Annotated in this window: 27 protein-coding genes and 1 other RNA gene; 8 read left to right on the top strand and 20 right to left on the bottom strand. The window is 63.5% G+C overall.

Going from position 1 to position 26993, the window contains the following annotated elements:
* Positions 1 to 11 precede the first annotated feature (11 nt).
* The 3 genes from KF827_RS00610 to nikE are packed head-to-tail and all read left to right on the top strand — an operon-like array spanning position 12 to position 3441.
* A complete protein-coding gene (locus KF827_RS00610; RefSeq protein ID WP_290998100.1) occupies positions 12 to 1073 on the top strand; it encodes an ABC transporter permease in 1062 nt (353 codons plus the stop codon).
* On the top strand, positions 1070 to 1885 hold the full coding sequence (locus KF827_RS00605; RefSeq protein WP_290998097.1) for an ABC transporter permease: 816 nt from the start codon (positions 1070 to 1072) through the stop codon (positions 1883 to 1885). Before KF827_RS00610 ends, KF827_RS00605 begins: the two co-directional genes overlap by 4 nt.
* On the top strand, positions 1882 to 3441 hold the full coding sequence (gene nikE, locus KF827_RS00600) for an ABC transporter ATP-binding protein (protein WP_290998094.1): 1560 nt from the start codon (positions 1882 to 1884) through the stop codon (positions 3439 to 3441). Before KF827_RS00605 ends, nikE begins: the two co-directional genes overlap by 4 nt.
* Here nikE and KF827_RS00595 read toward each other — a convergent pair.
* Together KF827_RS00595 and ald are read right to left on the bottom strand one after the other, a co-directional pair.
* Positions 3438 to 4679 carry an MFS transporter gene (locus tag KF827_RS00595; protein ID WP_290998089.1) on the bottom strand — a complete coding sequence of 414 codons (1242 nt, stop codon included), beginning with the start codon at positions 4677 to 4679 and terminating at the stop codon, positions 3438 to 3440. The two genes, nikE and KF827_RS00595, sit on opposite strands and share 4 nt — an antisense overlap.
* Positions 4680 to 4761: 82 nt before the next feature.
* Positions 4762 to 5889, bottom strand: coding sequence for an alanine dehydrogenase (gene ald, locus KF827_RS00590; protein ID WP_290998086.1), 1128 nt, complete (start codon positions 5887 to 5889; stop codon positions 4762 to 4764).
* Positions 5890 to 6044: 155 nt separating this feature from the next.
* On the opposite strand from ald, the gene KF827_RS00585 reads away from it, so the two are divergent.
* The 4 genes from KF827_RS00585 to KF827_RS00570 all read left to right on the top strand — a co-directional run bounded on the left by KF827_RS00585 (position 6045) and on the right by KF827_RS00570 (position 8780).
* Positions 6045 to 6530 carry an Lrp/AsnC family transcriptional regulator gene (locus KF827_RS00585; RefSeq protein WP_290998083.1) on the top strand — a complete coding sequence of 162 codons (486 nt, stop codon included), beginning with the start codon at positions 6045 to 6047 and terminating at the stop codon, positions 6528 to 6530.
* Positions 6531 to 6735: 205 nt separating this feature from the next.
* The gene (locus tag KF827_RS00580; RefSeq protein WP_290998080.1) at positions 6736 to 7269 is read left to right on the top strand and encodes a PAS domain-containing protein; all 534 of its coding nucleotides are present in this window, start codon (positions 6736 to 6738) and stop codon (positions 7267 to 7269) included.
* Between the two features lie 21 nt (positions 7270 to 7290).
* Positions 7291 to 7923, top strand: coding sequence for a LysE family translocator (locus KF827_RS00575; protein ID WP_290998076.1), 633 nt, complete (start codon positions 7291 to 7293; stop codon positions 7921 to 7923).
* Positions 7920 to 8780: a DUF5677 domain-containing protein gene (locus tag KF827_RS00570; protein ID WP_290998072.1), complete on the top strand. Its 861-nt coding sequence runs from the start codon at positions 7920 to 7922 to the stop codon at positions 8778 to 8780. The genes KF827_RS00575 and KF827_RS00570 overlap by 4 nt, the downstream gene beginning before the upstream one ends.
* Before the next feature lie 139 nt (positions 8781 to 8919).
* Here the strand turns inward: KF827_RS00570 and ftsH are convergent, their stop codons facing one another.
* From ftsH to ruvC, 12 genes are all read right to left on the bottom strand, one after another.
* Entirely contained in the window at positions 8920 to 10848 is a 1929-nt protein-coding gene (gene ftsH, locus KF827_RS00565; RefSeq protein WP_290998069.1) for an ATP-dependent zinc metalloprotease FtsH, read from the bottom strand.
* Between the two features lie 166 nt (positions 10849 to 11014).
* Complete coding sequence (gene tilS / locus KF827_RS00560) at positions 11015 to 12325, bottom strand: tRNA lysidine(34) synthetase TilS (RefSeq protein WP_290998064.1); 1311 nt, start codon at positions 12323 to 12325, stop codon at positions 11015 to 11017.
* A 73-nt stretch (positions 12326 to 12398) separates the two neighbouring features.
* Positions 12399 to 13568, bottom strand: coding sequence for a tol-pal system protein YbgF (gene ybgF, locus KF827_RS00555; RefSeq protein ID WP_290998061.1), 1170 nt, complete (start codon positions 13566 to 13568; stop codon positions 12399 to 12401).
* A 371-nt stretch (positions 13569 to 13939) separates the two neighbouring features.
* On the bottom strand, positions 13940 to 14473 hold the full coding sequence (gene pal / locus KF827_RS00550) for a peptidoglycan-associated lipoprotein Pal (protein ID WP_290998049.1): 534 nt from the start codon (positions 14471 to 14473) through the stop codon (positions 13940 to 13942).
* A gap of 482 nt (positions 14474 to 14955) precedes the next feature.
* Complete coding sequence (tolB, locus tag KF827_RS00545; RefSeq protein ID WP_290998045.1) at positions 14956 to 16344, bottom strand: Tol-Pal system beta propeller repeat protein TolB; 1389 nt, start codon at positions 16342 to 16344, stop codon at positions 14956 to 14958.
* A complete protein-coding gene (locus KF827_RS00540) occupies positions 16341 to 17291 on the bottom strand; it encodes a hypothetical protein (protein WP_290998042.1) in 951 nt (316 codons plus the stop codon). The genes tolB and KF827_RS00540 overlap by 4 nt, the downstream gene beginning before the upstream one ends.
* A gap of 20 nt (positions 17292 to 17311) precedes the next feature.
* Positions 17312 to 17782, bottom strand: coding sequence for a protein TolR (gene tolR / locus KF827_RS00535; protein WP_290998039.1), 471 nt, complete (start codon positions 17780 to 17782; stop codon positions 17312 to 17314).
* A gap of 1 nt (position 17783) precedes the next feature.
* Positions 17784 to 18518: a protein TolQ gene (gene tolQ / locus KF827_RS00530; protein ID WP_290998036.1), complete on the bottom strand. Its 735-nt coding sequence runs from the start codon at positions 18516 to 18518 to the stop codon at positions 17784 to 17786.
* Between the two features lie 3 nt (positions 18519 to 18521).
* On the bottom strand, positions 18522 to 19037 hold the full coding sequence (locus KF827_RS00525; RefSeq protein WP_290998033.1) for a YbgC/FadM family acyl-CoA thioesterase: 516 nt from the start codon (positions 19035 to 19037) through the stop codon (positions 18522 to 18524).
* On the bottom strand, positions 19030 to 20082 hold the full coding sequence (ruvB, locus tag KF827_RS00520) for a Holliday junction branch migration DNA helicase RuvB (RefSeq protein ID WP_290998030.1): 1053 nt from the start codon (positions 20080 to 20082) through the stop codon (positions 19030 to 19032). The genes KF827_RS00525 and ruvB overlap by 8 nt, the downstream gene beginning before the upstream one ends.
* The gene (gene ruvA, locus KF827_RS00515; protein ID WP_290998027.1) at positions 20079 to 20693 is read right to left on the bottom strand and encodes a Holliday junction branch migration protein RuvA; all 615 of its coding nucleotides are present in this window, start codon (positions 20691 to 20693) and stop codon (positions 20079 to 20081) included. The genes ruvB and ruvA overlap by 4 nt, the downstream gene beginning before the upstream one ends.
* The gene (gene ruvC, locus KF827_RS00510) at positions 20690 to 21232 is read right to left on the bottom strand and encodes a crossover junction endodeoxyribonuclease RuvC (protein ID WP_290998024.1); all 543 of its coding nucleotides are present in this window, start codon (positions 21230 to 21232) and stop codon (positions 20690 to 20692) included. Before ruvC ends, ruvA begins: the two co-directional genes overlap by 4 nt.
* A gap of 326 nt (positions 21233 to 21558) precedes the next feature.
* On the opposite strand from ruvC, the gene KF827_RS00505 reads away from it, so the two are divergent.
* Positions 21559 to 23508 (top strand): AsmA family protein, encoded by a 1950-nt coding sequence (locus tag KF827_RS00505; protein WP_290998023.1) that lies wholly within the window; start codon positions 21559 to 21561, stop codon positions 23506 to 23508.
* Between the two features lie 5 nt (positions 23509 to 23513).
* Here KF827_RS00505 and KF827_RS00500 read toward each other — a convergent pair whose 3' ends face one another.
* The 6 genes from KF827_RS00500 to KF827_RS00475 all read right to left on the bottom strand — a co-directional run bounded on the left by KF827_RS00500 (position 23514) and on the right by KF827_RS00475 (position 26989).
* Positions 23514 to 24263 carry a YebC/PmpR family DNA-binding transcriptional regulator gene (locus tag KF827_RS00500; RefSeq protein WP_290998020.1) on the bottom strand — a complete coding sequence of 250 codons (750 nt, stop codon included), beginning with the start codon at positions 24261 to 24263 and terminating at the stop codon, positions 23514 to 23516.
* A gap of 71 nt (positions 24264 to 24334) precedes the next feature.
* Positions 24335 to 24931 carry a uracil-DNA glycosylase family protein gene (locus KF827_RS00495; RefSeq protein WP_290998017.1) on the bottom strand — a complete coding sequence of 199 codons (597 nt, stop codon included), beginning with the start codon at positions 24929 to 24931 and terminating at the stop codon, positions 24335 to 24337.
* Complete coding sequence (locus KF827_RS00490; RefSeq protein WP_290998014.1) at positions 24912 to 25727, bottom strand: TIGR00282 family metallophosphoesterase; 816 nt, start codon at positions 25725 to 25727, stop codon at positions 24912 to 24914. The genes KF827_RS00495 and KF827_RS00490 overlap by 20 nt, the downstream gene beginning before the upstream one ends.
* Position 25728: 1 nt before the next feature.
* On the bottom strand, positions 25729 to 26376 hold the full coding sequence (locus KF827_RS00485; RefSeq protein WP_290998010.1) for a 5-formyltetrahydrofolate cyclo-ligase: 648 nt from the start codon (positions 26374 to 26376) through the stop codon (positions 25729 to 25731).
* An 89-nt stretch (positions 26377 to 26465) separates the two neighbouring features.
* Positions 26466 to 26627: non-coding RNA, 6S RNA (gene ssrS, locus KF827_RS00480), on the bottom strand.
* A gap of 14 nt (positions 26628 to 26641) precedes the next feature.
* Entirely contained in the window at positions 26642 to 26989 is a 348-nt protein-coding gene (locus KF827_RS00475) for a cell division protein ZapA (protein WP_290998007.1), read from the bottom strand.
* Positions 26990 to 26993 lie beyond the last annotated feature (4 nt).

The raw sequence follows: 26993 nt of genomic DNA, 5'->3' as shown, positions 1-26993 counted from the left end.
TGGATCGAAGCATGCGCCTTTTCCGTTCTCGTTCCGCCGGGGCCTGGTGGCTTTATGCCGCCCGCCGCCTGCTGGCCGCGCTGCCGATCCTGCTGGGCGTGACGATCTTCAGCTTCGTGCTGATGCGGATGCTGCCTGGCGACCCGGGCAGTTATTTCATTTCCGGGCCGAATGCCGGGCCGGCGGAAATCCAGGCGCTGCGCGAACATCTGGGGCTGGATCGCAGCCTGCCTGAACAAATGTTGATCTACGGCCGCGAATTGCTGCGTGGTGAACTTGGCTATTCGCTGGGCAGCGGCCAGCCGGTGGCGCGCGATCTGTGGATACGATTGCCGGCCTCGCTGGAACTCACGACCGTTGCCCTGCTGCTGGCCCTGCTGATATCGCTGCCGCTTGGCGTGGCTGCCGCCCTGCGCCCGCATTCATGGATCGATCATGCGGCACGGCTGCTTTCCACGCTCAGCATCGCCATGCCGGCTTTCGTGAGCGGCATCCTGCTGATCTACCTGTTCTACAGCAAGGCCGGCTGGGTGCCCGCGCCGGCCGGACGGATCGATCTTTTCATCGGCGAACCGCCGCGCATCACCGGCTTTCTGCTGCTCGACAGCCTGCTGGAGCGCAATGCCGAGCGGTTTTCCGCCGCGCTGGCGCAGATGATATTGCCCGCCGCCACCATGGCCTTGTTCGCGCTCGGCCCGATCACGCGCATCACCCGCGCCGGTATGCTGGCAAGCCTGGGCAGCGATTATATCCGCGCCGCCCGCGCATTGGGCCTGCCGCAAAGCCGCGTAGTTTACGGCTATGCCCTGCGCAATGCATTGATCCCGGTGGTTACCACCCTGGGCGTGGTGATCTCGTATATGCTGGGTGCCAATGTGCTGGTGGAAAAGGTATTCGCCTGGCCGGGCATCGGATCTTATGCGCTGGATGCCGCCATCACCAATGATTATGCCCCGGTGCAAGGCTTCATCCTTATCGTGGCGTTGTTATATGTGCTGTTGAATCTGGCAATCGACCTGCTTTACGGCCTGATCGATCCGCGCATGATCGATAGCGGCACGGGTGCGCCATGATGCGCGGCAATCCGCTGCTGGTTTTCGCTTGCATACTGCTGGCCGGGCTGATCCTGCTGGCGCTTTTCGGCGCGGCCTTGGCGCCATTCGATCCGCAAGCCAGCAATGTGGCGCGGGCCTTGCAGCCGCCATCGGCGTTGCATTGGTTCGGCACCGATCATCTGGGGCGGGATATTCTGTCCCGCGTGATGGTGGCCACGCGGATAGATCTGCTGATCGCCGCTTCCGCCGTTGGCATCGCCTTTCTGCTGGGCGGCCCGCTGGGCGTGCTGCTCGGCTATCGCGGCGGCATGCTGGATAATGCGGTCAGCCGGGTGGTGGACATGCTGATGGCCTTCCCGATGTTTGTGATGGCCATGGCTTTGGTGGCGGCATTCGGCAATTCGGTGGCGAATATCGTGTATGCCACCGCGCTGATCAATCTGCCTTTCTATATCCGCATCGCCCGCGCCGAAGCCGGCCGACAACGCCATAGCGGTTATGTGCTGGCGGCGCGGCTATCGGGCAACAACCATGGGCGCATCGTGCTGGCCGTGCTGCTGCCGAATATCCTGCCGATATTGCTGGTGCAGATGTCGCTCAACATGGGGTGGGCGATTTTGAATGCTGCCGGGCTTTCCTTCATCGGCCTGGGGGTGCGGCCGCCGATGGCGGAATGGGGCATCATGGTGGCCGAAGGGGCGGCGCAGATCGCCGGCGGCCGCTGGTGGCCGGCGCTGTTTCCCGGCCTGGCACTGGCGCTGGCGGTTTTGTGCTTCAACCTGCTGGGCGATGGCCTGCGCGACCTGCTCGATCCGAGGCAGCGCCGATGAATGCACCGCTGCTGGCAATCGAAAACCTTACCCTGAGCTTTGGCGCAAGCGCCGCGCTGAATGGCCTGACGCTTGCCATCCAGCCCGGCGAGATGCTGGGGCTGGTGGGTGAATCCGGCAGCGGAAAATCCGCCGCCGCCTTGGCTGTGTTGGGCCTGCTGCCGCAAGGCGGGCAGCTTACCGGCGATATCCGTTTTCACGGCAAGCAGGCGCGGCCAGAGCACCTGCGTGGGCGCGGCATAGCCATGATCTTCCAGGATGCGCGCGCGGCGCTGAACCCGGTGCGGTGCATCGGGCGGCAGATTGCCGATGTGCTGCATGCCCATCAGGGCTTGCGCGGCGCCGCTTTGCAGGCCGAGATCATACGCCTGCTGGCCGAGGTGCAGCTGACGGATACCGCCCGTCTGCTGCGAGCCTATCCGTATGAACTTTCCGGCGGCATGTGCCAGCGTGTGGGCATCGCGCTTGCGCTCGCCTGCAAACCCGATCTGCTGATTGCCGACGAACCCACCACCGCGCTGGACACCACCACGCAGGCAGCGATCATGCAATTGCTGCACGGCTTGATACAGCGCCATGGCATGGCGGTGCTGTTCATCACCCACGACCTGGCCCTGGCCGCCGCGCATTGCCGGCGCGTGGCCGTGATGCAGGCCGGCCGCGTGGTGGAATGCGCGGCAAGCCAAACGCTGTTTGCCGATCCGCAGCATGCCTATACGCAAAAACTGATCGCCGCCTTGCCGCATCGGATGGCAGCACAGCCCGCAGGCGAAGCCGTGCCGTTGCTGGATGTGCGGGCGCTGCGCAAGCTTTATCCGATGCGCGGCAAAGCCGAAATGCTGGCGGCGGTGGATGGCGTGGATTTGCAGATCGCGCAAGGCGAAGCCTTGGGCCTGGTGGGTGAATCCGGCTGCGGAAAATCCACCCTGGCGCTGCTGATCGCGCGTTTGCTGGATGCCAGTGCCGGCAGCATGAAATTCGAAGGCCAGGATATCGCCGCCATGCCCGCAGATGGCTTTGCCGGCACGGCCCAGCGCCGCCGCATCCAGATGGTGTTTCAGGATGCAGCCGGCAGTCTCAATCCGCGCCACACGGCTTTTGCCGCGATTGCCGATCCGCTGCGGCATCTGCTGGGCCTGCAGGGCAAGGCGCTGGATAGCCGCGTGCGGGAATGCGCGCGCCTGGCCGGCTTGCCGGAAAATCTGCTCAATCGCCTGCCGCATCAATTATCGGGCGGACAGAAAACCCGTATCGGCATCGCTCGCGCCATCGCCACCGAGCCGGCGCTGATCGTGCTGGACGAGCCCACCGCCGGCCTGGATGCGCCGGTGCAGGCGGAAATCCTGGCCCTGCTGGAAAATCTGCGCCTGCAGCTTGGCATGGCGCTGATGCTGATCTCGCATGATCTGAATGTGGTGCGGCAAAGCTGCGGTCGCGTGGCCGTTATGCAGCATGGCCGGATCGTGGAAACCGCGCCCACCGCACAGCTATTCAGCCAGCCGCAACATCCCCATAGCCGGGAATTGCTGCAAGCCCTGCCGCGGATCGAAGTTTAATGCGGCGCCGCATCGTCGGTGCGGCCGATCACCGGCGACGTTTGCGACACGGCTGCAAACGGCGTGCGATGCTGAGGCGCGGGCTGCTTGGCCAGACGCCACATCACCAGCGCGATGAATATCAGCGATAGCAGCACCAGATAGGCATGCAAGCCGCGCGGACCGGCGAATTGCATCACGAAAGACATCAGCATCGGGCCGATCGCCGAACCCGAAGCCCACACGAACAGCAAACTGGCCGATAGCGTGATGGCACTGTCGCGGGCGGATTTATCGTAGGCATGCGCCACGGCCAGGGCATAGATCGGCAGGCAGGCCGCGCCGATCACCGCAAAGGCGGCATATGCCAGATAAAGCGGCAACGGCGAGAATGCCAGCAGCATAATCGCCGCCACCATGCCCACCGCCGCGGTGCCCAGCATCACCTTGCGGCGATCCACGCGGTCAGACACAAAGCCCAGCGGCCATTGCATGCTCATGGCGCCGATCTGCACCATGGCGGTGAGAATGCTGATTTCGCTGGGGGACATTTCGCGCAGCACGCCATAAGCCGGCAGCATGCCGATCAACGCACCGCCCACCAGGCCCACATACAAGCAGCCGATGAGGCTGATCGGGCTGGTGGCCCAGATTTCGGCAAGCCGCACCTTCACTGCATCGGGGCGTTTGGGCGGCCGCGTGCGCGTGAAACCCACCGGGATCAGCGCCGCCGAATACAGCCCGCCCATCACGATGAAGGCCACGGTGCTGCTAGCGGCAGTGAAGGCCGGCCAGAGCTGGCCGGTGATCATCGCCAGGCGGTTGACGATATTATAAACCGCCAGCACGCGACCGCGATAACTGCGCGGGGTGCGGCCATTGATCCAGCTTTCGATCACGATGGACAGGCCCGCGCCGGCAAAGCCGCCGGCAAAACGCAGCATCAGCCAGGCGGTGGCATCGGTGAACAGCGCCAGCGCCAGCACGGTGCAGGATTGCGTGGCAGCGAGGATGGCAAAGGCGCGGATATGGCCCACGCGGCGGGTGAGCGTGCCGCCGACGAAACAGCCGGTGAGAAAACCCGCCGCATAGGAAGAGGCAACCGCGCCGATCATCGCGGGCGCCTGGCCCTGCAAGGCCATCTGCAGCGGCACCAGCACGTTCAGCGCGCTGCCGGCCAATTGCAACAGAATACCGCCGCACACCAGCGCTGCCAGCGAAAGGGCGGAAACCGGTGCGAATTTGTTGGCACTATGCATCGATCAACCGCAGTGTCGCGTAGAATCCTTCGCTACGGACCCTACGCGACTTGGCTGCGGGTGTCGATGCAGCGGGCGGTTTTTATGCCGCCAACTTACGCTCCAGCGCTTTGTGCGGCGCCACATAAGCCAGACCGGTGCTTTCGGCCAGGGCCGGATGGGTGATCTGGCCGGCATGCACATTCAGGCCATCGGCCAGATGCCTGTCGGCGAGGATGGCTTCCACGCCGCGATCGGCCAAGGCCAGACCGAAAGGCAACGTGGCGTTGTTGAGCGCATGGCTGGAAGTGAGCGGCACCGCGCCGGGCATGTTGGCCACGCAATAATGAATCACGCCATCCACCACATAGGTGGGTTCGGCATGGGTGGTGGCATGCGAGGTTTCGGCACAGCCGCCTTGATCGATGGCCACATCCACCAGCACGGCGCCGGGCTTCATCCGCTTCAGCATCGGCCGGGTGATCAGCTTGGGCGCATTGGCACCCGGCACCAGCACGGCGCCCACCACCACATCGGCGGAAAACACCTCGCGCTCCAGTCCTTCGAGGCTGGAATACGCGGTGCGCACGCGGCCGCCGAACAGATCGTCCAACTGGCGCAGGCGCGGCAACGAGCGATCGAGGATGCTCACCTCGGCACCCAGGCCCACGGCCATGCGCGCGGCATGAATGCCCACCACGCCGCCGCCCAGCACCGCCACCTTGGCCGGCGGCACACCGGGCACGCCGCCCAGCAGCAGGCCGGGGCCACCAGCAGGCTTGCGCAGCGCGGCACCGGCGGCTTCCAGCGCCAAGCGGCCGGCCACTTCGCTCATCGGCGCCAGCAGCGGCAGGCCGCCGCGCGGATCGGTAACGGTTTCATACGCCACCGCCGTGCAGCCGCTTTTCAACAATCCCTGGGTTTGCTCCGGATCGGGAGCCAGATGCAGATAGGTGAACAGGATCTGCCCGGGGCGCAATTGCGGCCATTCGCTGGGCTGCGGTTCCTTCACCTTAACAACCATGTCTGCCTTGGCGAAAATCTCTTCCGCCGTGGCAGCGATTTGGGCCCCGGCTGTGCGGTAGGCCTCGTCGGCGGCGCCAATGCCCGCGCCGGCACCGCTTTGGATCAGCACGGTATGGCCATGATGGACATATTCGCGCACCGCACCGGGCGTAAGCCCGACACGGTATTCCTGGGGTTTGATTTCTTTCGGCACGCCAACAAGCATGGTCCGCTCCTGTTTTTTGAAGGTGAAACGCCCGGAATCAGGCAGACCAAGCATAAGCAGGCCGGATGTTGCGTTCCGGGCGAAGGCAAAGTTTTTTTGTTTCATTTATGTGATTTCCTGCGTATAAGGCCGATTAAACGCAGGATTACAATGCCATGGAACTCGATCGCATAGATTACGCCCTTCTCGCCGCCCTGGCGCGCAATGCCCGGTTGAGCCATGTGGAGCTATCCAACGCAATCGGCCTGTCCACCACCGCCTGCGCCCGGCGCATGAAGGCGCTGGAGGAAGCCGGGATCATTGCCGGCTACCGGGCCGAACTGGGTCTGAAGCTGCTGGGCCTGTCCACCCTGGTGCTGGTGCGCATCACCCTGGAAAGCCAGAGCGAGGAGGCCTTGCAGGCCTTTGAAACCGCCGTGACGGCCTGTCCCTCGGTGGTGCGCTGCCTGCTGATGTCGGGCAGCGACGATTACCTGGTAACGGTGATCGCGCGCGACATCGAGGATTTCGAGCATATCCACAAAACCCAGCTATCGCGCCTGCCCAAGGTGGCCCGGCTGCAATCCAGCTTTGCCTTGCGCCAGGTGATCGACCGGCCGCTGCCGCCCTCGGTTTACGAACCCGCCCGACGGAAGCATTAACCGCAGCGGATGCATCAGCGATGATCCATCGCTGATTGTGCACAGTGTGACAATTCCCCTGGGCCATAGAATCCTCTGGACCATAGAAATTATCGCGCTGGATTGGTCAGAATCCGCTACACGCCGGCAAAACCGGCGTTATAGTCGGGCCATGGATTTCACCACGTCGCTTCCTGCGCCCCTCACTTCGCGCAGCAAAAACTTTTTGAGCATCTGGCATGGCTGGCGGCACGGCCGCATGCTGCCGGAGCGGCGAGATATCGACTTAGGCCAGCTTGGCGATCTGGCCGGCACCAGCCTGCTGCTGAATGTGCGCGGGCATGACGATATCCGCGCCGACTGGGTGGGCGACACCATCACCGCCCTGCTCGGCTACGATCTCACCGGCATGAATTATCTCGACCTCACCTCGCCGGAGAACCGCGCCTGGCGCGCCCATCTCACCATGGCGCAGATGGCCCAGCCTTGCAGCGTGGTGATCTACTACATGCTGCAACTCGCCCAGGGCGGCGTGATGCCGGTGGAATTCGTCTCCGGCCCGATGCGCGAGGATGGCGCCAGCAATGCCAGCCTGATCCTGTGCTGCGCGTCTGGCCTCACCGGCCTGCATGAAGGCCAGGGCAAAGCCGTGAACCCGGATTCGTATGAAGAAGGCGAAGGCATGCGCTTCATCGATATCGGCGCCGGCGTCCCGCCCATGGTGCCCAGCGTGCGCCAGGATGCGCGCCTGGTGCAGTAAGGGGCGCGAAGGCTGCACCGCATGAGCCTCGACTTCCTCCTTCTCGCCATCATCCTCACCGTCACGCCCGGCCCCGGCGTGATCTTCACGCTGGCCGCCGGCCTTTCGCGCGGCGGCAAGGCCGGCATCGTGGCCGCTTTCGGCTGCACGCTGGGGATCGTGCCGCATGTGCTGGCCGCCATCACCGGCCTGGCCGCCCTGCTGCATGCCAGCGCCCTGGCCTTCGAGATGGTGAAATATGCCGGCGCGGCCTATCTGCTCTGGATGGCCTGGGCGATGTGGCGGGACCGCAGCAGACTTTCGCTGGACGCGATAAACCAGCAGGCCGATGCCGCGCCCGCGCTGCGCATCATCATCGAGGCCGTTCTGATCAACCTGCTCAATCCCAAACTGACGATCTTCTTCTTCGCCTTCCTGCCGCAATTCATACGGCACGACAGGCCGGATATGCATGGCAGCGCGCTCGCGCAGATGCTGCTGCTCAGCGCGACATTCATGGCGCTCACTTTCGGCATTTTCGTGCTGTATGGTTTATTCGCGGCAAGGCTGCGCAGCCATGTGCTCAGCCGCCCCGCCATCCTGCTCTGGCTGCGCCGCAGCTTCGCCGCCGCCTTCGTGGCGATGGGCGTTAAGCTGGCGGTGGCGGAGAGATGAAATGGTCACCCCCCATTAAGCTTGAAGAGCCGTTTGATAGAGATTACTCAACCCTTCTTGAACTAGTCTCTAATTTGATTGAGGTGCCGGCAGGGCAAACAATACCTACTGGATCAGAATGGCTAAACGATGCTCAAGCGTTATCGATAAAGCTTTTTCAGCATCTTTACGCCATAGCCGCTCTAGCGAATGGCCAGACTTATTCTTTTAAGAAATTTTCCATTCTTTTTATCGATCATTCATCAATCAAAGTATTGGCACGAGCCGCCTTTGAAACATATTTGATTTTTAGCTACATATACGGAAACTCACATCCCTCAGTCTCTCGCTTTCGCCATAAGACATGGGAATTAGGGGGATTAATTGATCGCCAAAAATTCCCGGCCACCAACCCCACACATATAAAAATAGTAGAACAAGAGAAAGAAATTGTTCAAAAACTTCGAAATGATATATCCAAGGATACGAATTTCGTTAGCCTCAAACCGGATATTCAAAAAAAGATTTTACAGGGAAGTTGGCGAACTGGAAAAACATGGGCTGACTTAGCTGAAGACGCAGGAGTTCATAAGAAATATTTCAAACATATCTACAGATATCTATCCGAATACTCCCACTCTGGGTACGGTAGCGCACTACAGATTGCGCAATCCTCGTCATTTGAAGATCAAGTATTACTTACAAAATCGATCATCGGGATTGGCTGCGTAATCATGGCCCACTTCATCGCGACTTTTCCAAAAGTGTTTATAGAAGCAGCAAATGAAATTGAAAAGAATCCAATTGCAAAAGCCATCCATGAGAAATGGCATTTCACCACTTCAGACATGGCGCAATTGTATGGCGACCCAAACTAAAAAAATAAGGCTCAGTTTTTAAAGCTCGAGAACCGAAGCGATTAGTATCAAAAGATTAAAAAAACCCGGTGTTTCCACCGGGCTTTTTGCTGGGCCCTCGGATTGAATCCGAAGGTCGCGATCGTGTTTGCCTCGCGCCTTAAGCGCCCGGCATCGGCTCCGGTTCCAGGCCGGAGGGGCCGGATTTCTTGCCGCGGTTGGTGCTGGGCACGGCGGAGCGTGGGCCGCTATCGCCGGGCGTGGGGTGGGTGTCGTCCGGCCGCACGATATCCTCGCCGCGCAGCAGGGCCTTCACCTCGTCGCCCGAGAGGGTTTCGTATTCCAGCAAAGCCTGCGACACGCGCTCCAGATCGTCGCGGTGTTCGGTGAGGATGCGCTGGGCATTGCCCTCGGCCTCGTCGATGATGCGGCGCACTTCCTCGTCGATCAGCTTGGCGGTGGCATCCGACACATTCTTGCGCTGGGTGACGCTATGGCCGAGGAACACCTCTTCCTCGTTATCCGAATAGCGCAGGCGGCCGAGTTTGTCGGACATGCCCCATTCGGTGACCATGCGGCGCGCCAGGCCGGTGGCCTGCTGGATGTCGTTGGAGGCGCCGGTGGTAACGTTCTCGCGGCCGAACACGATTTCCTCGGCGATGCGGCCACCGAACATCATCGCCAGGCGCGATTCCAGTTCCAGCTTGGATACACTCAAACGATCCTTTTCCGGCAGCGACATCGTAACGCCCAGCGCACGGCCGCGCGGAATGATGGTCACCTTATGCAGCGGATCGCATTTCGGCATGAACAGCGAAACCAGGGCATGACCGGCCTCGTGATAGGCGGTGAGCTTCTTTTCTTCCTCGCCCATCACCATCGAGCGCCGCTCGGCGCCCATCATCACCTTGTCCTTGGCATTCTCGAAATCCGACATGGTGACCACGCGGCGATTCTTGCGCGCGGCCAGCAGGGCGGCTTCGTTGACCAGGTTGGCGAGATCGGCGCCCGAGAAACCGGGCGTGCCGCGCGCGATGATCTTGGCATCCACATCGGGCGCCAGCGGCACCTTGCGCATATGCACGCGCAGGATTTTCTCGCGGCCCAGAATATCCGGGTTGGGCACCACGATCTGGCGATCGAAGCGGCCCGGACGCAGCAGCGCGGGATCGAGCACATCGGGGCGGTTGGTGGCGGCGATCAGGATCACGCCCTCATTGGCCTCGAAGCCATCCATCTCCACCAGCAACTGGTTGAGGGTCTGCTCGCGCTCGTCGTTGCCGCCGCCCAGGCCGGCGCCGCGATGGCGACCGACCGCGTCGATTTCGTCGATGAAGATGATGCAAGGCGCGTTCTTCTTGGCCTGCTCGAACATGTCGCGCACGCGGCTGGCGCCGACGCCGACGAACATTTCCACGAAGTCGGAACCCGAGATGGTGAAGAACGGCACATTGGCCTCGCCGGCAATGGCGCGCGCCAGCAGGGTCTTACCCGTGCCCGGCGGGCCGACCAGCAAGCAGCCCTTCGGAATCTTGCCGCCGAGGCGCTGGAATTTCTGCGGGTCGCGCAGGAATTCCACGATTTCTTCCAGTTCGACCTTGGCTTCCTCGATGCCGGCCACATCCTCGAACGTGACGCGGCCATGGCGTTCGGTGAGCAGGCGGGCCTTGGATTTGCCGAAGCCCATCGCCTTGCCGCCGCCCGATTGCATCTGGCGCATGAAGAAAATCCACACGCCGATCAGCAGCAGCATGGGGAACCAGCTGATCAGGATATTCACCAGCGTGTTGCCCTCTTCCGGCGGCAGCGCCTGCACGCGCACGCCGCGCTCGGTGAGGCGGCCGACCAAGCCAGGATCGCTGGGCGCATAGGTGGAGAAGCTGCGGCCATCGCGGAAATGGCCCTTGATGGTGTGGCCCTGGATGGCAACATCGGTCACCTGGCCGTTGGTCACTTCGTTGAGGAAATCGGAATAGGCGACCGACGTGCCGCCTTCGCGCATGGATGGGCCCTGGAACAGGTTGAACAAGGCAACCACCAGCAGACCGATGATGACCCAAAGCGCAAGATTGCGGCCGAATATGTTCACGGAGCCCACACCTTTCCAAACAAAGCCGGGAACCGACCGGCCACAGCAGCAGTTTAGCCGATCCCTGGCGGACGGCCATAATCACTTGTCGATTATAAATATGGGCGGGCGGGCGCGAAACAAGGCAAGCGCCAGAAGATTCTGGCCGCCCGGGGGCGGGAAACCGTCACAAACTGTTTCGAAAACGCATAATCACAGCGTCGGCCTTACCAACAGGGCCTAAAACCGGCAGGCCGACCAGGGTTTTGCCGCGCCACAAAGCCGGCAGGCTGGGCCAGACCGCGCGGGGAATCTCCGCCTCCCGCGCCAGCAATGCAGGCGGCAGGGCCTTGCCCAGCATCGCCAGGCGATAGCCCGGCATCGGCCTGGATAAGGCCAGGTCGAACCGGCCATCCCATACTAAGCGCGGCCATACTAAGCTCGGCCATGCCGGATTCGGCAGGCCGCGCCCTGGCTGCAAAGACCCCAGCGGCAATGGCTCTGGCGGAAAGCGCGCCTCGCGATGCACCAGCAAGCGCCCCTGCCCCACCGGCAACAGCCGCCCCTGTGCCACCGGCAATAAGCGACAGCGATGCAATGTGGCCGGCTCGTCCAAATGGTTCAGCAGCCGCTGCAGGCTTTCCAGTCTGGGCGGTTCGGGCAATCCGCCCACCAGCCGCAGCAGGCGTGCCAATGCGCGCAGCCCGATCTCTTCCGGCGCGGCGCGCAAGGCAGCGGCATCCAGCCAGGCGAAACCGGCTTCATGCCAGGCGACGCTGCGGTGCAGGGCCTCGCTTGCCAGTTGCTCCAGCGCCTGCCTGGCGCGGGCCATATTGGCCGCCGTGGTGGCCAGATGGCGGGTCAGGCTGCCATCCTGATCCAACTGACCGAGTGCTGCGCGCACCTGCACGCGGGCAAAGGCGGTGTTGCGGTTGCTGGGATCCTCGATCCATGCCTGGCCGCGCGCCTGCAAAGCGGCAACCAGCCGCGCCTTGGGCTGATCCAGCAGCGGCCGCAGCAATTGCAGATCGGCGGTCAGCGGCCGGCTGGGCGCCATGGCGGCCAGGCCGTCGATGCCCGAACCGCGCAGGGCGCGCAGCAGCAGGGTTTCGGCCTGATCCTCGCGGTGATGAGCCAGCAGCAGATGGCGCACGCCATGGCCGGCGCACCATTCTGCCAGCAGGCCATAGCGCGCGGCGCGGGCAGCCGCCTGGATATCGGCTTTCGGTCTGGCGCCGCGCCGGGTGAGGATATGCGCGGCGATGCCGGCGGCCTTCAGCCAATCCGCCACCTGGCGCGCCTCGGCCGCCGATTGCTGGCGCAGGCGGTGATCCACGATCAACGCAGACAGCTTGATGCCGCGCGGCCTGGCCCATTGATCGGCCAGCAGCGTCAGGGCCAGCGAATCCGCGCCACCCGAACAAGCCACGGCGATGTGTTTCGGCACCGGCTTGCCCAGCAAGGGCGCCAGCGCACGGCCCAACTCGGCTGCGCCCAAGGGCGCATGCCGGGGCGCAGGCAGGGGCGCAGGCAGGGGCGCGCTCTGGCCTGGACTCAGGGTTGGGCTCTGCTTAACGGCAATTGGCCTTGGCACGTTCGCGCACCAGGGCTTCCTTCACATTGGCCGGCGCGCTGGGGAATTCCTTCGCCAACTGGCCATAGGCGGCGCAGGCCTCGGCGGTCTTTTTCATCGCCGTGAGGGTCATGCCCAGTTTCAACAGGCTGTCTGATGCCTTGGGGCCTTTCGGATAACCCTGATAGCCTTGCAGGAAGGCAGCGGCAGCCGGTTCGAATTGCTGGCGCACATAATAGGTTTCGCCCAGCCAGTATTGCGCATTGCCGGCCAGCGGATCGCTGCCATGGGCGGCCAGAAATTCCTTGAACGCGGTTTCGGCGGCGGGATAATCGGCCTGGGCCAGCAGCCGGAAGGCAAAATCATACCGTTCCTTCGGTGTGCCGGCGGGCAAACGGGTGGCCGGCGCTGCCGCAGCGGGCGGCGTGGCACGCGCCACATTGCCGCCTGCCGGCGCGGCGCCCCCGGCCTGACCCGCCAGCGGGCGGCCAGTCGAATCGGTGGGCAAGGTGCCCAGCACGCCTTCGCGGGTGGGGGCAGTGCCGGGCTGCGACGAGGTGGAACCGCGCACCAGTTGCTGCGGTTCGCCGCCTGCCGCGGCCTGGGTCGTCCCTGCTGCCGGGCCTGTCGCCTGGCCTGTCGCAGTGCCGGCAGCCGTGGCCGCAGCTTGGCCAGCAGCTTGGCCTGGCACAGGCCGCGCCTTTTCCAATTCGTTCAGGCGGAAATCGACATCCTCCACCAGCTTGTCCATGCGGCGCTGGGTCTGGCCGTTGCGGAATTCAACTTCCTCGAAACGGCCAACCAATTCGCGGATCTGGCCTTCCAACTGGTCGATGCGGCTGGACAAGCGGTTGGCGATGCTGGTGTCGGCCTCATCGCCGCCCTGGGTGAGGCTGCCGCCGCCCTGGTTCACACCGGGCGCGTTTTGCTGTGGCACGCTGCCGCCGCGAGAAACCTGACGCTGTAGAAAGCGGAGATCGTTTTCCAGGCGGTTGATGCGCTCGACAAGATACTGCGTGTCGGCCTGGGCTAGAACCTGGGCCTGGGCCAGAACCTGGGCCTGGGCGGGACCCAGCGGAGCCATGGCAAGCATTGCCAGCAGGCCGGCGCAAAGCGCCAGACTGGCCTGGGTCGAGCGGGACAAAAGCATCGGCATCACTATGGTCATGGGCGGACCTCGAAACGCTGGCGGAGCATCGCAGGAAGGCCGGCGCCGGACCTGCCCAAGCCATAACGGCCTGTCAGCGACGCCACCCTTCCACTTCGCGACGGGCCCGATGATGCGGGCCGATTCGCAATGGGGTATCTGCTGCAATGAATACCCGGTTTTTGCGGCAAAAGCATGGCCTGGGCGCATACTTCCCGTGGGCTGCCGATCCGCCCAGCCCAGAAGGCTGAACCGGCCGCAAAAAGAAAGCCCAAAAAAGAAAAGCAGAGCAGGAAAAAAGAAAACACCCGCCGCCACCAGCCAATCGGCGGGGCGAGCGGGTGTTTGAAAGAGAGCCGGAAGGTTGGTTGAAAACCTTCCGGCAGCCGAACTTAGTTCGACAGGACGGTCACGCCACGGCGGTTCTGAGCCCAGGCAGCCTCGTTCGAACCGAGAGCAACCGGACGCTCCTTGCCGTAGGAGATGGTGGTGACGCGAGCAGCCGGGATGCCCTGGTTGACCAGGTAGCTCTTCACGGCATTGGCGCGGCGCTCACCGAGCGCAAGGTTGTACTCGCGGGTGCCGCGTTCGTCGGCATGGCCCTCGATCACGACCTTGTACTGGCCATAGCGCTTCAGCCAGGCGGCCTGCTTGTCCAGCGTGGCCTTGCCGGCCGGCTTCACTTCGAACTTGTCATAGTCGAAGAAAACGCGATCGCCGACATTGACCTGGAAGTCCTGCACCGAGCCGGGCTGAATGGCAGAGGTGGTCGGGCCAGTGGCAGTCTGCGGAGCGGCCGGGCGAGCGGTGGTGGCGCCACCGGTACCGGTGGCCGCAGTGGGTTCCGGAGCCTTTTCGCAAGCCGCGAGGAACAGGCCAACCGCAGCAACGGCCACGAACTTGGTGCCGAAGGTGTTGAGGCGCATAATGTTTTACCCCTCCATAGGGTTTGGTTTGGTGATCAGTTACCTGTGCATTTCACTAATTGACGGCTCGCCACTCCGGCTGCCCATCACATCACCCGTGATGGCGGACCATTGTGACTACCCAATCCACTTGCGGCCTGTAGCGAGCCGCGCAACCGAACTTACTCAAATCTGCTTAAGCTTTGTTGCTGTTTCCGCTACACACCGCCGCGTTGGGCTCTCGCCGCGTATACCCGACATCCCGTTCAGCGCGCCTCGGGCTATGTGCCGAAAAACCAGGCACCCGATTTGCCAGCGAACAAGCATGCCGGAACCCTTTGGTTCAAGCCACTGCGTCGTTTACAATCATATCCACGCGATAATTCACTATCAAGGGGCCGTTCGTATAACTGCACTGTGATTGCCTTTTACTGCGGCATTTCTGCAACAGTTTTGGCCAATTACCGGCAGTCTCCGCCTTTCGAATAATGTGTCGGGGACGATTAGCGGATCAGCGGCGAAAGCGGCGACCAGGCCGGATCGGATGCATCGATCGGAGTCGGCAACTCGCGCTCATTGTAGCCGGTGAGATCGATGGAGAACAGCCGCACCCGCTGGCCGCGACCGCGACCATCCCAGGCCCGCTCACGATAGAACATCAGCACACGGCCATTCGGCGCCCAGGTGGGGGCTTCCTGCACCGACGGCGACGTGCTCAGGATACGCTCGCCGGAGCCATCCGGACGCATCACGCCAATGGCGAAATTCCCCTGGAATTCCTTGGTAAATGCGATCAAATCGCCGCGCGGCGACCAGACCGGGGTGGAATAGCGGCCCTGCCCGAAGGAGATCCGCTTCTGGTCCGACCCATCGGCATTCATCACATAGACCTGCTTGGTGCCGCCACGGTCGGAATTGAAGGTGACCTGGCGCCCGTCGGGCGAGAAAGACGGCGAGGTATCGATGCCGGGATCGGAGGTAAGCCGGCTGCGCGCCCGGGTGCGCAGGTCCATCATGTAGATGTCGGAATTGCCATCCACGGCCAGCGACATGATGACGCGGTTGCCATCAGGCGAGAATCGCGGCGCGAAGGTCATGCCGGGGAAATCGCCCACCAGTTCCTGTTGCCCGGTATCGATGTTGAACAGATACACCCGCGGGCGGTCGTTGAAATACGACAGATAGGTGATTTCCTGCTGGCTCGGGCTGAAACGCGGGGTCAGCACCAGGAATTTGCCATCGGTGAGGAAGCGGTGATTCTCGCCATCCTGATCCATGATCGCCAGGCGCTTCACACGCTGATTCGGCGGGCCGCTTTCGGCCACATAAACCACGCGGGTATCGAAATAGCCGTCTTCGCCGGTCACGCGCTTGTAGATCGCATCGGAAATCAGATGCGCCAGGCGGCGCCAGTTATCCGGCGTGGTGAACAGCGCCAGGCCGGTCATCTGATTTTCAGCCGCCACATCCCATAGCCGGAATTCCCCGCGCAGGCGGCCATCGGCCTGCACTTCCATGCGGCCGGTCACCAGCGCATCCACATTGATCACGCGCCAATCCTGAAAGCGCGGCTGCACCCGCATGGCGGCGGGCTGCTGGATATGCGCCTTGGGATCGGCGGGCGCGAACAGGCCCGAACGCTCCAGATTGGCGCGGATCACGCGGGCCACATCCTGGCCCAGTTTCAGCGCCTGCGGGTTATCGGCATCGAAATCCGAAATCGCGATCGGCACCGGCTTGATATTGCCCTTGGTGATGTCGATCTCCACCCGCGCCTGGGCAGCCGAGCCAAGCAGCGCCGCGAAGATCAGCGCGGCGCCAAAAGCCAGGGAACGGGAAACCAGCGAGCGAGCAGCCAGCGAGCGAGCGGAGAAACGGCCCGTGAATGTCATGAATTGCATTGTTGCCTCGGGTCGAAGTTCAATACGATTTCTTGCGTGAATTTACCAACATCGGTGTTGGGCGGAAACTTGAACGGCACGGCCTTGTGCACCGCGCGGCGCGCCGCTTCGGCGGAAGCGCGGTAATTTTCCTGGGTGTAGAGCTTCACGGCATCGAGCACTTCCGGCTGGGTTTTCAGCGTGCCGTCGGGATTGAGCATGAACTGGATGCGCACCACATGCTCGCGGGCATCGCGGCGGCCGCAATCCAGGTTCCACTTATCGTAAATCTGGCTGGCGATGAAATCCTTCTCGCTGATCGACAGCGGCAGATTCGGATTGCTCGGGCCCTCGGCACGCGGCGCCGGCGCGGGCGGCGCGCGCGAAGCCACCTGCGGCGCCGGCTGGCTGGGTGTGGGTGCTGGCGGGGTTTTCTGCAGGCGGTTCACCAACGCGGCCACATCGGTGAAATTGGTCGTCTTGGGCTGTTGCGGAGCCTGGGTCTGCACCTGGGGCTGCGGCTTGGGCGGCGCGGGTTTTTCAACCGGCTTGGGCGGCGCGGGCGGCGCCTCGGTCTTTTCCACCTTGGGCAACGGCTTGGGCGCAGGCAGCGGTTCCGGCGCCGGCGCGGGCTTGGCGGCCTCCACGGGTTTGGGCGGCTCAGGCGCGGGCGGCGGCGGAGGGGGCGGCGGCGCGGCGGCGGCCGGTGCCGGCTTGGGCGGCTCGGGCTTCACTTCCGGCTTCGGCGGCTCCGGATCCGGCTTGGGTTCGGCCTTGGCTTCCACCGGGCGCGGCTGCACCTTCGGCACATTGCTCTGCTCGGCGATCGGCGCCAATTCGGCCAGGATCACCGGCGGCTCGGCAGGGCGCTCCGGCTCGTAAAAAGGCAGGCCGAAAACTGCGAACAGCACGATGCCCGCATGCAGACCTGCCGAAAATACATACGAGTTACGCTGCACCGAACCTGTCTCCTGTTGCCTCAGCGACGACGCTGCGCCTGGCCAGACCCGCTCCCGGAACCACCCTGGGACGGATTGCCGATCAAGGCCACCTTGGTGTAACCGGCGGCATTCACCACACCCATCACTTCCAGCACCTTGCCGTAATTCACCGCCTGGTCGCCGCGCACGAAAATGCGGCGATCCAGCGCACCCTTGGCAATCGCCTGCAGGCGCGGCACCAGTTGATCCAGCTCCACCGGGGTTTCCTGCAGATAGACCAGGCCCTTGCTGTCGATGGTGATCGACAATGGCTCGTCCTGGCCCTGGATGGCGGCAGCCTGGGTCTTGGGCAGATCAACCTGCACGCCCACGGTGAGCAGCGGTGCGGTGACCATGAACACGATCAGCAGCACCAGCATCACGTCGACCAGCGGCGTGACGTTGATATCCGACATCGGCCGGCGCCGCATGCGGCTGCCGCGTCCTCCGCCCTGAAGCTGAACGGCCATCTCAGTTTGCCTCTTCGTCGAGCTGGCGGCTCATCAACGCCTGGAATTCGCCGGCAAAGCCTTCCAGCCGGATATTCAGCCGGCCGAGATCGTTGGAGAATTTGTTGTAGGCCATCACTGCCGGAATGGCGGCCAGCAGGCCCAAAGCCGTGGCGAACAAGGCTTCGGCGATACCCGGCGCCACCACCGCCAGCGAGGTGTTCTTGCTGGCTGCGATGCTGTGGAAGGAATTCATGATGCCCCAGACGGTGCCGAACAGGCCCACGAACGGCGCCACCGAACCGACAGAGGCGAGAAAGCCGAGATAGCGTTCCAGCCGCTCCATCTCGCGGTCGATGGAAACCCGCATCACCTGGCCGATACGCACCTGCAACGAGCCAAGCCCCTGCTTGCCGCGCACCAGGCCGCGCTCGGTGGAGCGGCGCCATTCGCGCATGGCGGCCACGAACAGCACCGCCATGGGATGCTGCGGGCCATGCTGCGAGATGCGGTCGAACAGCATGTCGAGCGAACCGCCGGACCAGAAATCATGTTCGAACTGGTCGGTGGCAGCCAGGGTCTTGCGGATCTTGATCAGCTTTTCAAAGATGATCGCCCAGGACCAGAAGGATGCCAGCACAAGCATCAGCATGACCGCCTTGACCACCCAGTCGGCCTGCAGAAACAACGCCCACATCGAAAGATCCGCGACGGGTGCATCAGCCCCTAGTTGCGCCGCGTTTACTGTCCTGTCCATGTTCTAACCGTCCTTGCTATCCAGCGTGCCAGAGATTTGCGAAAAATTTGTTGAAAGTGTGGCAAACAGGTCCACAACTTGCCTGGGAACCCGTTTTGGCCGCCCATTGCCGTCGATGCAGGCCAGAACCACCTTGGCGCGCGCCAACTCGTCCAAACCCCGCCAGACCGCCTGGGCCAGCGTGAGCGTGGCACCGGATGCCCCGGAAAACTCGGTCAGAATGGTTAATTCTTCGTGGAGACGGGCCGGCTTGAGGTAATCGATGGCGCAGGATCGCACGGCAAAGGCCAATCCCTGCTCGCGCATCAATTCCTGTTGATCGATACCGGCCCGCAGCAGCACATCCGACCGCCCCCGCTCGATGAAGCGAAGATAATTCGCGTAATACACGATTCCGGCAGCATCGGTATCTTCCCATTGCACCCGCAGCGGATAGCGATGGGGCGCAGTGCCGGGTGCAGTACCGGGTGCAGTGCCGAGTGCAGTGCTGGGCGTGGCTTTGGCGCGGGTTTCAACCATCGGCTTCCTCGTCGGCAAGGAAACCGAGCTGGCTGTCGGCCGGGCGGGCGGGCGCCGGCAAACCCAGATGCGCAAAGGCCTGGGCGGTGAGCAGCCGGCCGCGCGGGGTACGCTGCAAGAAGCCCTGCTGGATCAGATACGGCTCGATGATGTCTTCCAGCGCGTCGCGCGGCTCGGACAACGCGGCGGCGATGGTTTCCACCCCCACCGGGCCGCCACCGAAATCCCGCGCGATGGTGCTGAGATAGCGGCGATCCATGGCATCCAGCCCGCGCGCATCCACCTCCAGCCGGGTGAGCGCGGCATCGGCCTGCACGGCGGAGACCACTTTCGCCTTGGCCACGGCGGCGAAATCGCGCACCCGGCGCAGCAGGCGGCCGGCCACGCGCGGCGTGCCACGGGCCCGCTTGGCGATTTCATGGGCGCCGCTGGCATCCAACTCGAAGCCGAGAATGCGGGCGCCGCGCGACACGATGAATTCGAGTTCGGACACTTCATAGAAATTCAGCCGCAGCGGAATGCCGAAGCGTTCGCGCAGCGGCGTGGTGAGCAGGCCCGAGCGCGTGGTAGCGCCCACCAGGGTGAAGGGCGGCAGGTCGATGCGCACGCTGCGCGCCGACGGCCCCTCGCCGATGATCAGATCGAGCTGGAAATCCTCCATGGCGGGATAGAGAATCTCTTCCACTGCCGGATTGAGGCGGTGGATTTCGTCGATGAACAGCACGTCGCGGGCTTCCAGATTGGTGAGCAGGGCGGCCAGGTCGCCGGCCTTGGCGATCACCGGGCCCGACGTGGCCTTGAAATTCACGCCCAGTTCGCGCGCCACGATCTGCGCCATGGTGGTTTTGCCCAGGCCCGGCGGGCCATGCAGCAACACATGATCCAGCGCATCGCCACGCGCCTTGGCGGCAGAGATGAATATCTGGAGATTCTCGCGCGCCCGCGCCTGGCCGACGAAATCCGACAACACCTGCGGCCGCAGATGACGATCGAGTTCGTCGCCCTCGGCGGATTTGCCTGAAACAATCCGGCTGGCTTCGCTCATTTCGCCAATTCCTTGAGCCCGAGGCGGATCAGCGCGGAAACATCGGCCTTATCGCCCATGCTGCGGGCCGCGACGGTGACAGCGGCAAACGCATCGGCGCGCTTGTAGCCCAGATTGACCAGGGCGGAGAGCGCATCGGCAACCGCGCCGGGCGCCTCGGCCACGGCACCGGCTTCCGGCAGGCCGATGCTGGCCGCGCCGAGTTCGAGGCCGCCGAGCTTGTCCTTCAATTCGGTGATCAGCCGCACGGCAAGCTTCGGCCCCACGCCGTCGCACCGGGTGAGCATCGCCTTGTCGCCGGCCGCCAGCGCGCGGGTGAGTTCATCCGTGGCCAGGCTGCCGAGAATGCCTAAGGCCACCTTGGCGCCCACGCCCTGCACGGTCTGCAGCAGATTGAACCAGGCGCGTTCGCTCTCCGAGGCAAAGCCATAGAGATGGATATGATCCTCGCGCACATGGGTTTCCACGAACAGCTTCACGGCCTCGCCCACACGCGGCAAGGCGCGCAGCGTGCGCGCCGAACAGAACAACTGATAGCCCACGCCGCCCACATCCACGATACAGGCGGTTTCGGAAGCGGAATCCAGCAAGCCGCGCAGCCTGGCGATCATCGGCCTACCTGCGATTGCCTGGCCTGCTGCTTGAGATGGGCGGCGGCATCAGCCATGCGCACCCGCGCCGCCGTGCCGGCCAGATGGGCATGCGCAATCGCCACCGCCAGCGCATCGGCGGCATCGGCGCCGGTCACCGCCACGCCGGGCAGCAAGCGCTTCACCATGGCATGTACCTGGGTTTTTTCGGCATGGCCCACGCCAACAACCGCCTTCTTGATCAGGTTGGGCGCATATTCCGCCACCGGCAGGCCGGCCTGGGCCGGCACCAGCAGCACGATACCGCGGGCCTGACCGAGCTTCAGCGTGGAGGCCGGATTCTGGTTCACGAAAGTCTCTTCCACCGCCGCCGCCTCGGGGCGCCATTCGGCCAGCATTTCGGTCAAGGCGTCGTGCAGGAAGCGCAAGCGATAGGCCAATTCCTCATCCGGGTTGATGCGGATGGTGCCATGAGCCACATGGCTCAGCCGGTTGCCCGCCGCCTCGATCACGCCCCAGCCGGTGGCGCGCAAACCGGGATCAAGACCGATGATGCGCATGGCCTTCAGCAACCGGGCAGGCTCGCCATGACGGCGAGACGGCAGCCTTGCTCAAAAAAACCGATGCAACCGGCCATGATTCCCCGGGCGACTGCCCGCTCCACCGATAAAAGCCTGGCACCGTGCCGCAGGCCCTGGCAGGGCCGGCACAGACACAGCGAATCGGGGATGTTTACCATATTTTCCCGCGTCGGTCGCGCCGGGGAAATGCAAATGCGGCAGGAAAAGCCCGGAAATCGCAAACCGGCCTTCAACTTGCAGCCCCCTGCCCCGCCACCCATATGCAAAGCATAGGATTTTTAAAAACTTTGCGAATACGGCTTGTAATGCGATCACGATACAAATGGATATTGGGCATAACCGGCGGCCTTGCCTTTGGCATCGGCCTTGGGCTGGCCTTTTTCGACTGGAATTGGCTGCGCGGTCCGTTGACCAGCCTGGCCCATCAGAAGACCGGCCGCGAAATCGCCATCGGCGGCATTGCCGGCGAATGGGCGTTGAAACCGCGCTTCAGTTTCGATGCCGTGCATGTCGGCAATCCAGCCTGGGCCGGCAAGGGCGACGTGCTGGTTGCCGAACGCATCGAGGTGGTGATCGACCTGCCGGCCCTGCTGCGCGGCAAGCTGATCCTGCCGGAATTGACCGTGCAGAAGCCCAAGCTGGGCCTGCTGCGCGAGGCGGCAGACAAAGCGAACTGGCTGCTGGACGATAGTACCGACAGCACGGAAACTGGCGGCGATAGCGTGCAGATCGGCCGGCTGCGCATCCGTGATGGTGAAGTCCGCTTCCGCGATACCGTGCTGGGACTGAACGTCCAGGGCAAGATCGCTTCCGGCCTGTCGGGCTCATCCATCGACGATCTGCGCTTTCAGGGGCGTGGCGATTGGCAAAAACAGCCCTTTGCCATCCAACTGACCGGCGGTTCGCTGCTCAGCCTGCGGGAGGCCACGGCCCCCTATCCGCTTGCCGTGGATTTTTCTGCCGGTGACAGCAAGGCACGCATCCGGGGCCATGTGGGCGACCCGCTGCGTTTCGAAGGGCTGGATCTGGAATTGCAGATGCAGGGCCCCAACCTGGCGCTGTTGAGCGAATTGACCGGCATCCCGCTGCCGCTCACCCCGGCCTATGATCTGAAAGCGCAAGTGGGCCGCAAGGGCGCCATCTGGACACTGCGAAACCTGAGCGGCACCATGGGCCGCAGCGATATCGCCGGCAATCTGCAGATCGATATCGGCCGGCCGCGCCTATTCATCGAAGCCGACCTGCGTTCGAAGCGGCTGGATTACCGCGATATGGGCGCGCTGATCGGCGTGGGGCCTCAGGCGCCCGTGGCGCCTCCCGCGATCGCCCAAAACCCTGCGCCAGCCGCCGGCCAGCAATCTCAGCTCACACAACGAACCGCGCCGATACGCGTGCTGCCCGATGCGCCGCTGATGGTAGAGGAAATCCGCCAGGTGGATGCCAAGGTGAAATTCCAGGCCGACCAAGTGGTGGCGCCGAATGCACCGCTAGATGGCGTGAAGCTGACCCTGGATTTGCAAGACGGCGTGCTCAGCCTGGCGCCGCTGGCCTTGGACATCGCCGGCGGGCGGACCGTGGCGCGCATCACGATAGATGCCCGAAAGGATCGCGTGCGCTCGGATTACGATATCGCGCTGATCGGCTTTCAGTTGGAACGGTTTCTCGATGCCGCCGGCATGGCCGGGCGCGGCGAGGGCAAATTACACGGCCGTATCAAGCTGGTCGGCTGGGGCGACAGCCTGCGCAAATCCCTGGCCAGCGCCGATGGCGAAATCAAGCTGACGATGCACCGGGGCAAATTGTCGAATTTGGCGATGGAACTGGTCGGCCTGGATGTGGCGCAGGCCTTGGGTTTTGCGATAGCGGGCGACAAGACCACGCCGATCAATTGCATGGTGGGCGATATCGCCGTGGCCAAGGGCGTGGCCACGCCGAAGCTGTTTTTGCTGGATACCGACGACAGCACGCTCACCATGGAAGGCAATATCGACCTGGCATCCGAAAGCCTGGGCCTGCGGATGCTGGCGCATCCCAAGGATACCAGCCTGCTGAGCCTGCGCGCGCCGATCACCATCGGCGGCCATTTCAGCAAACCATCCATCGGCGTTGAGGGCGCGCCGCTGGCCGCGCGGGCCGCCGGCGCGGTATTGCTGGGTGTGATTTTCACACCCCTGGCCTCGCTGTTGGCCTTCATCGAACCCGGCCTGCAGGGCGACAGCGACTGCGCCACGCTGCTGCAACAGCAGAAGCGCTGACGAAATCAGGAGGCGAGCTTGCTCAGTTCGTCTTCGGAGATTTCGAAATTGGCGTAGACCTGCTGCACGTCGTCGGAATCTTCCAACACGTCGAGCATCTTGATCAGCGTTTCCGCCTTGTCGCCGGCAATCGGCACGCTGTTCTTGGGGCGCCAGATCAGGCGGGCGGATTTCGGTTCGCCCACGGCTTTTTCCAGCGCATCGCGCACAGCGGCGAAATCATCCTGGCTGCACACCACCTCATGCTCCTCGTCGGAGCTTTGGCAATCATCGGCGCCAGCCTCGATGGCGGCATCCATCATCTTGTCGGCCGAGGCGATGCCGGCGGCAAACACGATCTGGCCGATACGATCAAACATGAAGGCCACTGAATTGGTTTCGCCCAGCGCACCGCCATTCTTGGAGAAAGCGGCGCGCACTTCGCCGGCGGTGCGGTTGCGATTGTCGGTCAGCGCCTCCACGATCACCGCAACACCGCCGGGGCCATAGCCCTCGTAACGCACTTCTTCGTAATTATCCTGGCCATCGCCGCCGGCGCCGCGCTTGATGGCGCGATCCACCGTATCCTTGGGCATATTGGCCACGCGGGCGGCCTGGATGGCGGCACGCAAACGGGGATTGGCCGCCGGATCGGGCTGGCCCATCTTGGCCGCCGTGGTCAATTCGCGGATCAGCTTGGTGAATACCTTGGCCTTCTTGGCATCCTGGGCACCTTTGCGGTGCATGATGTTCTTGAATTGTGAATGACCGGCCATGGGCTACCTGCGCAACGAAAGTGTGGGACAAGCGGGAATAAATCCCCCGGCCCCGAAATGCAAGCCACGTCCTAGAAAACTGCGGCGATCCGCTGCCTGAGTGCCGGCAAAAGCCCTTCCCCAAACCAGGGATTGCGCTTCTCCCAGGCCGTGGTGCGCCAGGAGGGATGCGGCAGGGGCAGGAAATCCGGGCCATATTCGGCGAAACGCTGCACGGTTTCGGTCAGGCTGGCGCCGCGCCGTTTGCCCAGATACCGGGCCTGGGCATAAGCGCCGACCAGCAGGGTGAGGCGGATATCGGGCAGTTGGGCCAGCAGGCGCCGATGCCAGAGCGGCGCGCATTCCGGCCGGGGCGGCTTGTCTCCGCCGCGGGCATCCACGCCGGGATAGCAGAAGCCCATGGGCATGATGGCGATGCGGCCGCTGTCGTAGAAGGCTTCGCGCTCGATCCCCAGCCATTGCCGCAGCCGGTCGCCGGAGCGGTCGTTCCAGGGAATGCCGGTTTCATGCACGCGGGTGCCCGGCGCCTGGCCGATGATCAGCAGCCGGGCGGTGGGCGCCACGCGCACCACCGGGCGCGGGCCCAGCGGTAAATTTGCTTCGCAATGCCGGCAGGCCGCAACCTCGGCCAGCAGGGAAGCGAAAATATCAGAGCGTCGCCTGGGCAAGCCGGCCGCCCAGCCGGATCGGCACGATGCGGCTGGCCAAGCCGGTCTTTTCATCGGTTTCGACAAACACCGCGCAAAGCGTGGCCTCGCCATTGGCGGGCTCGAAGCGGCCATTGGCCACCTTGCGCAGAAAGCGATGGATCGGCTCGGCCTTGTCCATGCCGATCACCGAATTGTAGTCGCCGCACATGCCGGCATCGGTTTGGTAGGCCGTGCCGCCGGGCAGGATCTGCGCATCCGCCGTGGGCACATGGCTGTGGGTGCCGCAAACCAGCGAAACCCGGCCATCCAGGAAATGCCCCATCGCCATCTTCTCGGAGGTGGCCTCGCCATGGATATCCACCACGATGGCATCCAGCCCGGCACCGGGGCCGAGGCGATGCTTGGCCAGTTCGGCCTCGATGCCGGCGAAGGGATCGTCCAGCGGATCCATGAACACGCGGCCCATCACCTGGGCTACCAGAATCTTGCGCCCGCGCGGCGTGGTGAATACCGCAGCACCGCGCCCCGGCGTGCCCTTGGGATAATTCAGCGGCCGCAGCAATTTCGGATCGGACTGGATATAGGCCTGGGTTTCGCGTTGATCCCAGGCATGGTTGCCCAGCACGATGGCATCCACGCCGGCTTCGTAGAATTCGGCGCAGATGCGGCTGGTGATACCGAAGCCGGCCGCCGCGTTCTCGCCATTCACGATCACGAAATCCAGTGCCAGGTCGCGGCGCAATTCCGGTATGCGCTTGATCACCGCATCGCGCCCAGACCGGCCGACAATATCTCCGCAATACAAAATCCGCACGTCACCCTACATTTCCGGCGCACCAGATCGCACCGCGTTCCGTTACCACCCAATCCAGCCGCTGGTCTTCCGGCCGCGCCGGTATTGCAGGCGCCTGCTGCACGGCAAAAGCATAACCGACGGCCAATGGCGCCTTGCCGCCATCGCTGCGCAAGGCCGCCAGGGTGGCATCGTAATAGCCCGCCCCCATGCCCAGCCTTTCGCCCTTTACATCGAAACCCACCAAGGGCACCAGCATTATATCCGGCCGCAACGCCGCCGCCTGGGGCCCGGGCGCGGGAATGCCGTAACGTCCGGGCAGCAAAGTTGCGCTTTCGGTCCATTCACGAAAATCCAGCGCTCCGCCCTTCTGAGCCGGCGTCACCGGCAGCAGGATGCGCGCGCCATGCTCTGTCCGCAACCGCGCCAGCAGCGGCCTGGGATCCAGCTCATCGGCCATCGGCCAATAACCGGCGATGGCCAGATCGGGTTTCACCAGATCGGGCTTTAGCGGTATCGCTGCGAGAAAGCGTTCGGCGGCCACCTGTGCAATCGCGGCGCCATTGGCCGCCGCTGCCTCGGCCCGCCGCGCCCGCAACCGCGCCCTCAGCCGCGCCTTCTCGGCATGAACGGCTTCAACAGCGACGGGATCGGGGATAGCTGCCTGCACAATGGAAATTTCGGCTTGAGGGGGAATTATCGATTTTAATCCAAAATGTCGATTTTAGAGATAAATATCGACATTAGAAGTTAAGGTGGACGATGCCCGCCATGGCCGTCGGTATGTATCCAACCTCCTAAGGCCTGGCGTACCAGGTGGGTGCCATATACCCAAGGCCTCGGCCAAGGGCAGGGACAGCTCCCTAAGAGATCGACATTGGCCCCAGGGTTGCGAAAACCAAACGCACCGGGCAGGAACATCGTCCGGCTACAATCTAGGGCGCTTCCAGCTTGGCGGCAATGTCTTCCAGCCGCCGGGCGACGCTGAGCAGAGCTTCGCTGCCGGTTTCGGCCTCGACACGCGCCAGGTTGCCGGATTGCGCGTCGGCCTTGCTGGCCTCTTTCAGCGCGGCCAATTCACGCTGCGCGCCTTCCAGGTCGTCGGCCATGGTAAGCGCGGCCATCAGCAGCAGGCGCGCCTCGCCAACCTGCCCCACCAGGGCCGCCAATTCGCGCACGCGGCCATCCACCAGGCCGGAAAGCCGCTGCACCTGGGCTTCCTCGCCATCATCGCAGCCAATCGGATAGCTGCGGCCGTTCACGGTAACGTTCACCTCTGCCATCGCG

Origin of the sequence: Ferrovibrio sp. (assembly GCF_019636075.1) — a bacterium.
GTDB lineage: Bacteria > Pseudomonadota > Alphaproteobacteria > Ferrovibrionales > Ferrovibrionaceae > Ferrovibrio.
Note: the sequence above shows the minus strand (reverse complement) of the source record. Positions and strands in the feature narration are given on the sequence as shown.

Coding starts and splice junctions, on each gene's coding strand:
- ruvA (WP_290998027.1), bottom strand. CDS start 20,693: ATGATCGCCAGGCTGCGCGGCTTGCTGGATTCCGCTTCCGAAACCGCC.
- ybgF (WP_290998061.1), bottom strand. CDS start 13,568: ATGACCATAGTGATGCCGATGCTTTTGTCCCGCTCGACCCAGGCCAGT.
- nikE (WP_290998094.1), top strand. CDS start 1,882: ATGAATGCACCGCTGCTGGCAATCGAAAACCTTACCCTGAGCTTTGGC.
- KF827_RS00575 (WP_290998076.1), top strand. CDS start 7,291: ATGAGCCTCGACTTCCTCCTTCTCGCCATCATCCTCACCGTCACGCCC.
- KF827_RS00505 (WP_290998023.1), top strand. CDS start 21,559: ATGCGATCACGATACAAATGGATATTGGGCATAACCGGCGGCCTTGCC.
- tolQ (WP_290998036.1), bottom strand. CDS start 18,518: ATGGACAGGACAGTAAACGCGGCGCAACTAGGGGCTGATGCACCCGTC.
- KF827_RS00475 (WP_290998007.1), bottom strand. CDS start 26,989: ATGGCAGAGGTGAACGTTACCGTGAACGGCCGCAGCTATCCGATTGGC.
- KF827_RS00525 (WP_290998033.1), bottom strand. CDS start 19,037: ATGGTTGAAACCCGCGCCAAAGCCACGCCCAGCACTGCACTCGGCACT.
- KF827_RS00570 (WP_290998072.1), top strand. CDS start 7,920: ATGAAATGGTCACCCCCCATTAAGCTTGAAGAGCCGTTTGATAGAGAT.
- ald (WP_290998086.1), bottom strand. CDS start 5,889: ATGCTTGTTGGCGTGCCGAAAGAAATCAAACCCCAGGAATACCGTGTC.
- KF827_RS00595 (WP_290998089.1), bottom strand. CDS start 4,679: ATGCATAGTGCCAACAAATTCGCACCGGTTTCCGCCCTTTCGCTGGCA.
- KF827_RS00585 (WP_290998083.1), top strand. CDS start 6,045: ATGGAACTCGATCGCATAGATTACGCCCTTCTCGCCGCCCTGGCGCGC.
- ruvC (WP_290998024.1), bottom strand. CDS start 21,232: ATGCGCATCATCGGTCTTGATCCCGGTTTGCGCGCCACCGGCTGGGGC.
- KF827_RS00610 (WP_290998100.1), top strand. CDS start 12: ATGCGCCTTTTCCGTTCTCGTTCCGCCGGGGCCTGGTGGCTTTATGCC.
- tolB (WP_290998045.1), bottom strand. CDS start 16,344: ATGACATTCACGGGCCGTTTCTCCGCTCGCTCGCTGGCTGCTCGCTCG.
- KF827_RS00605 (WP_290998097.1), top strand. CDS start 1,070: ATGATGCGCGGCAATCCGCTGCTGGTTTTCGCTTGCATACTGCTGGCC.
- KF827_RS00500 (WP_290998020.1), bottom strand. CDS start 24,263: ATGGCCGGTCATTCACAATTCAAGAACATCATGCACCGCAAAGGTGCC.
- tolR (WP_290998039.1), bottom strand. CDS start 17,782: ATGGCCGTTCAGCTTCAGGGCGGAGGACGCGGCAGCCGCATGCGGCGC.
- pal (WP_290998049.1), bottom strand. CDS start 14,473: ATGCGCCTCAACACCTTCGGCACCAAGTTCGTGGCCGTTGCTGCGGTT.
- ruvB (WP_290998030.1), bottom strand. CDS start 20,082: ATGAGCGAAGCCAGCCGGATTGTTTCAGGCAAATCCGCCGAGGGCGAC.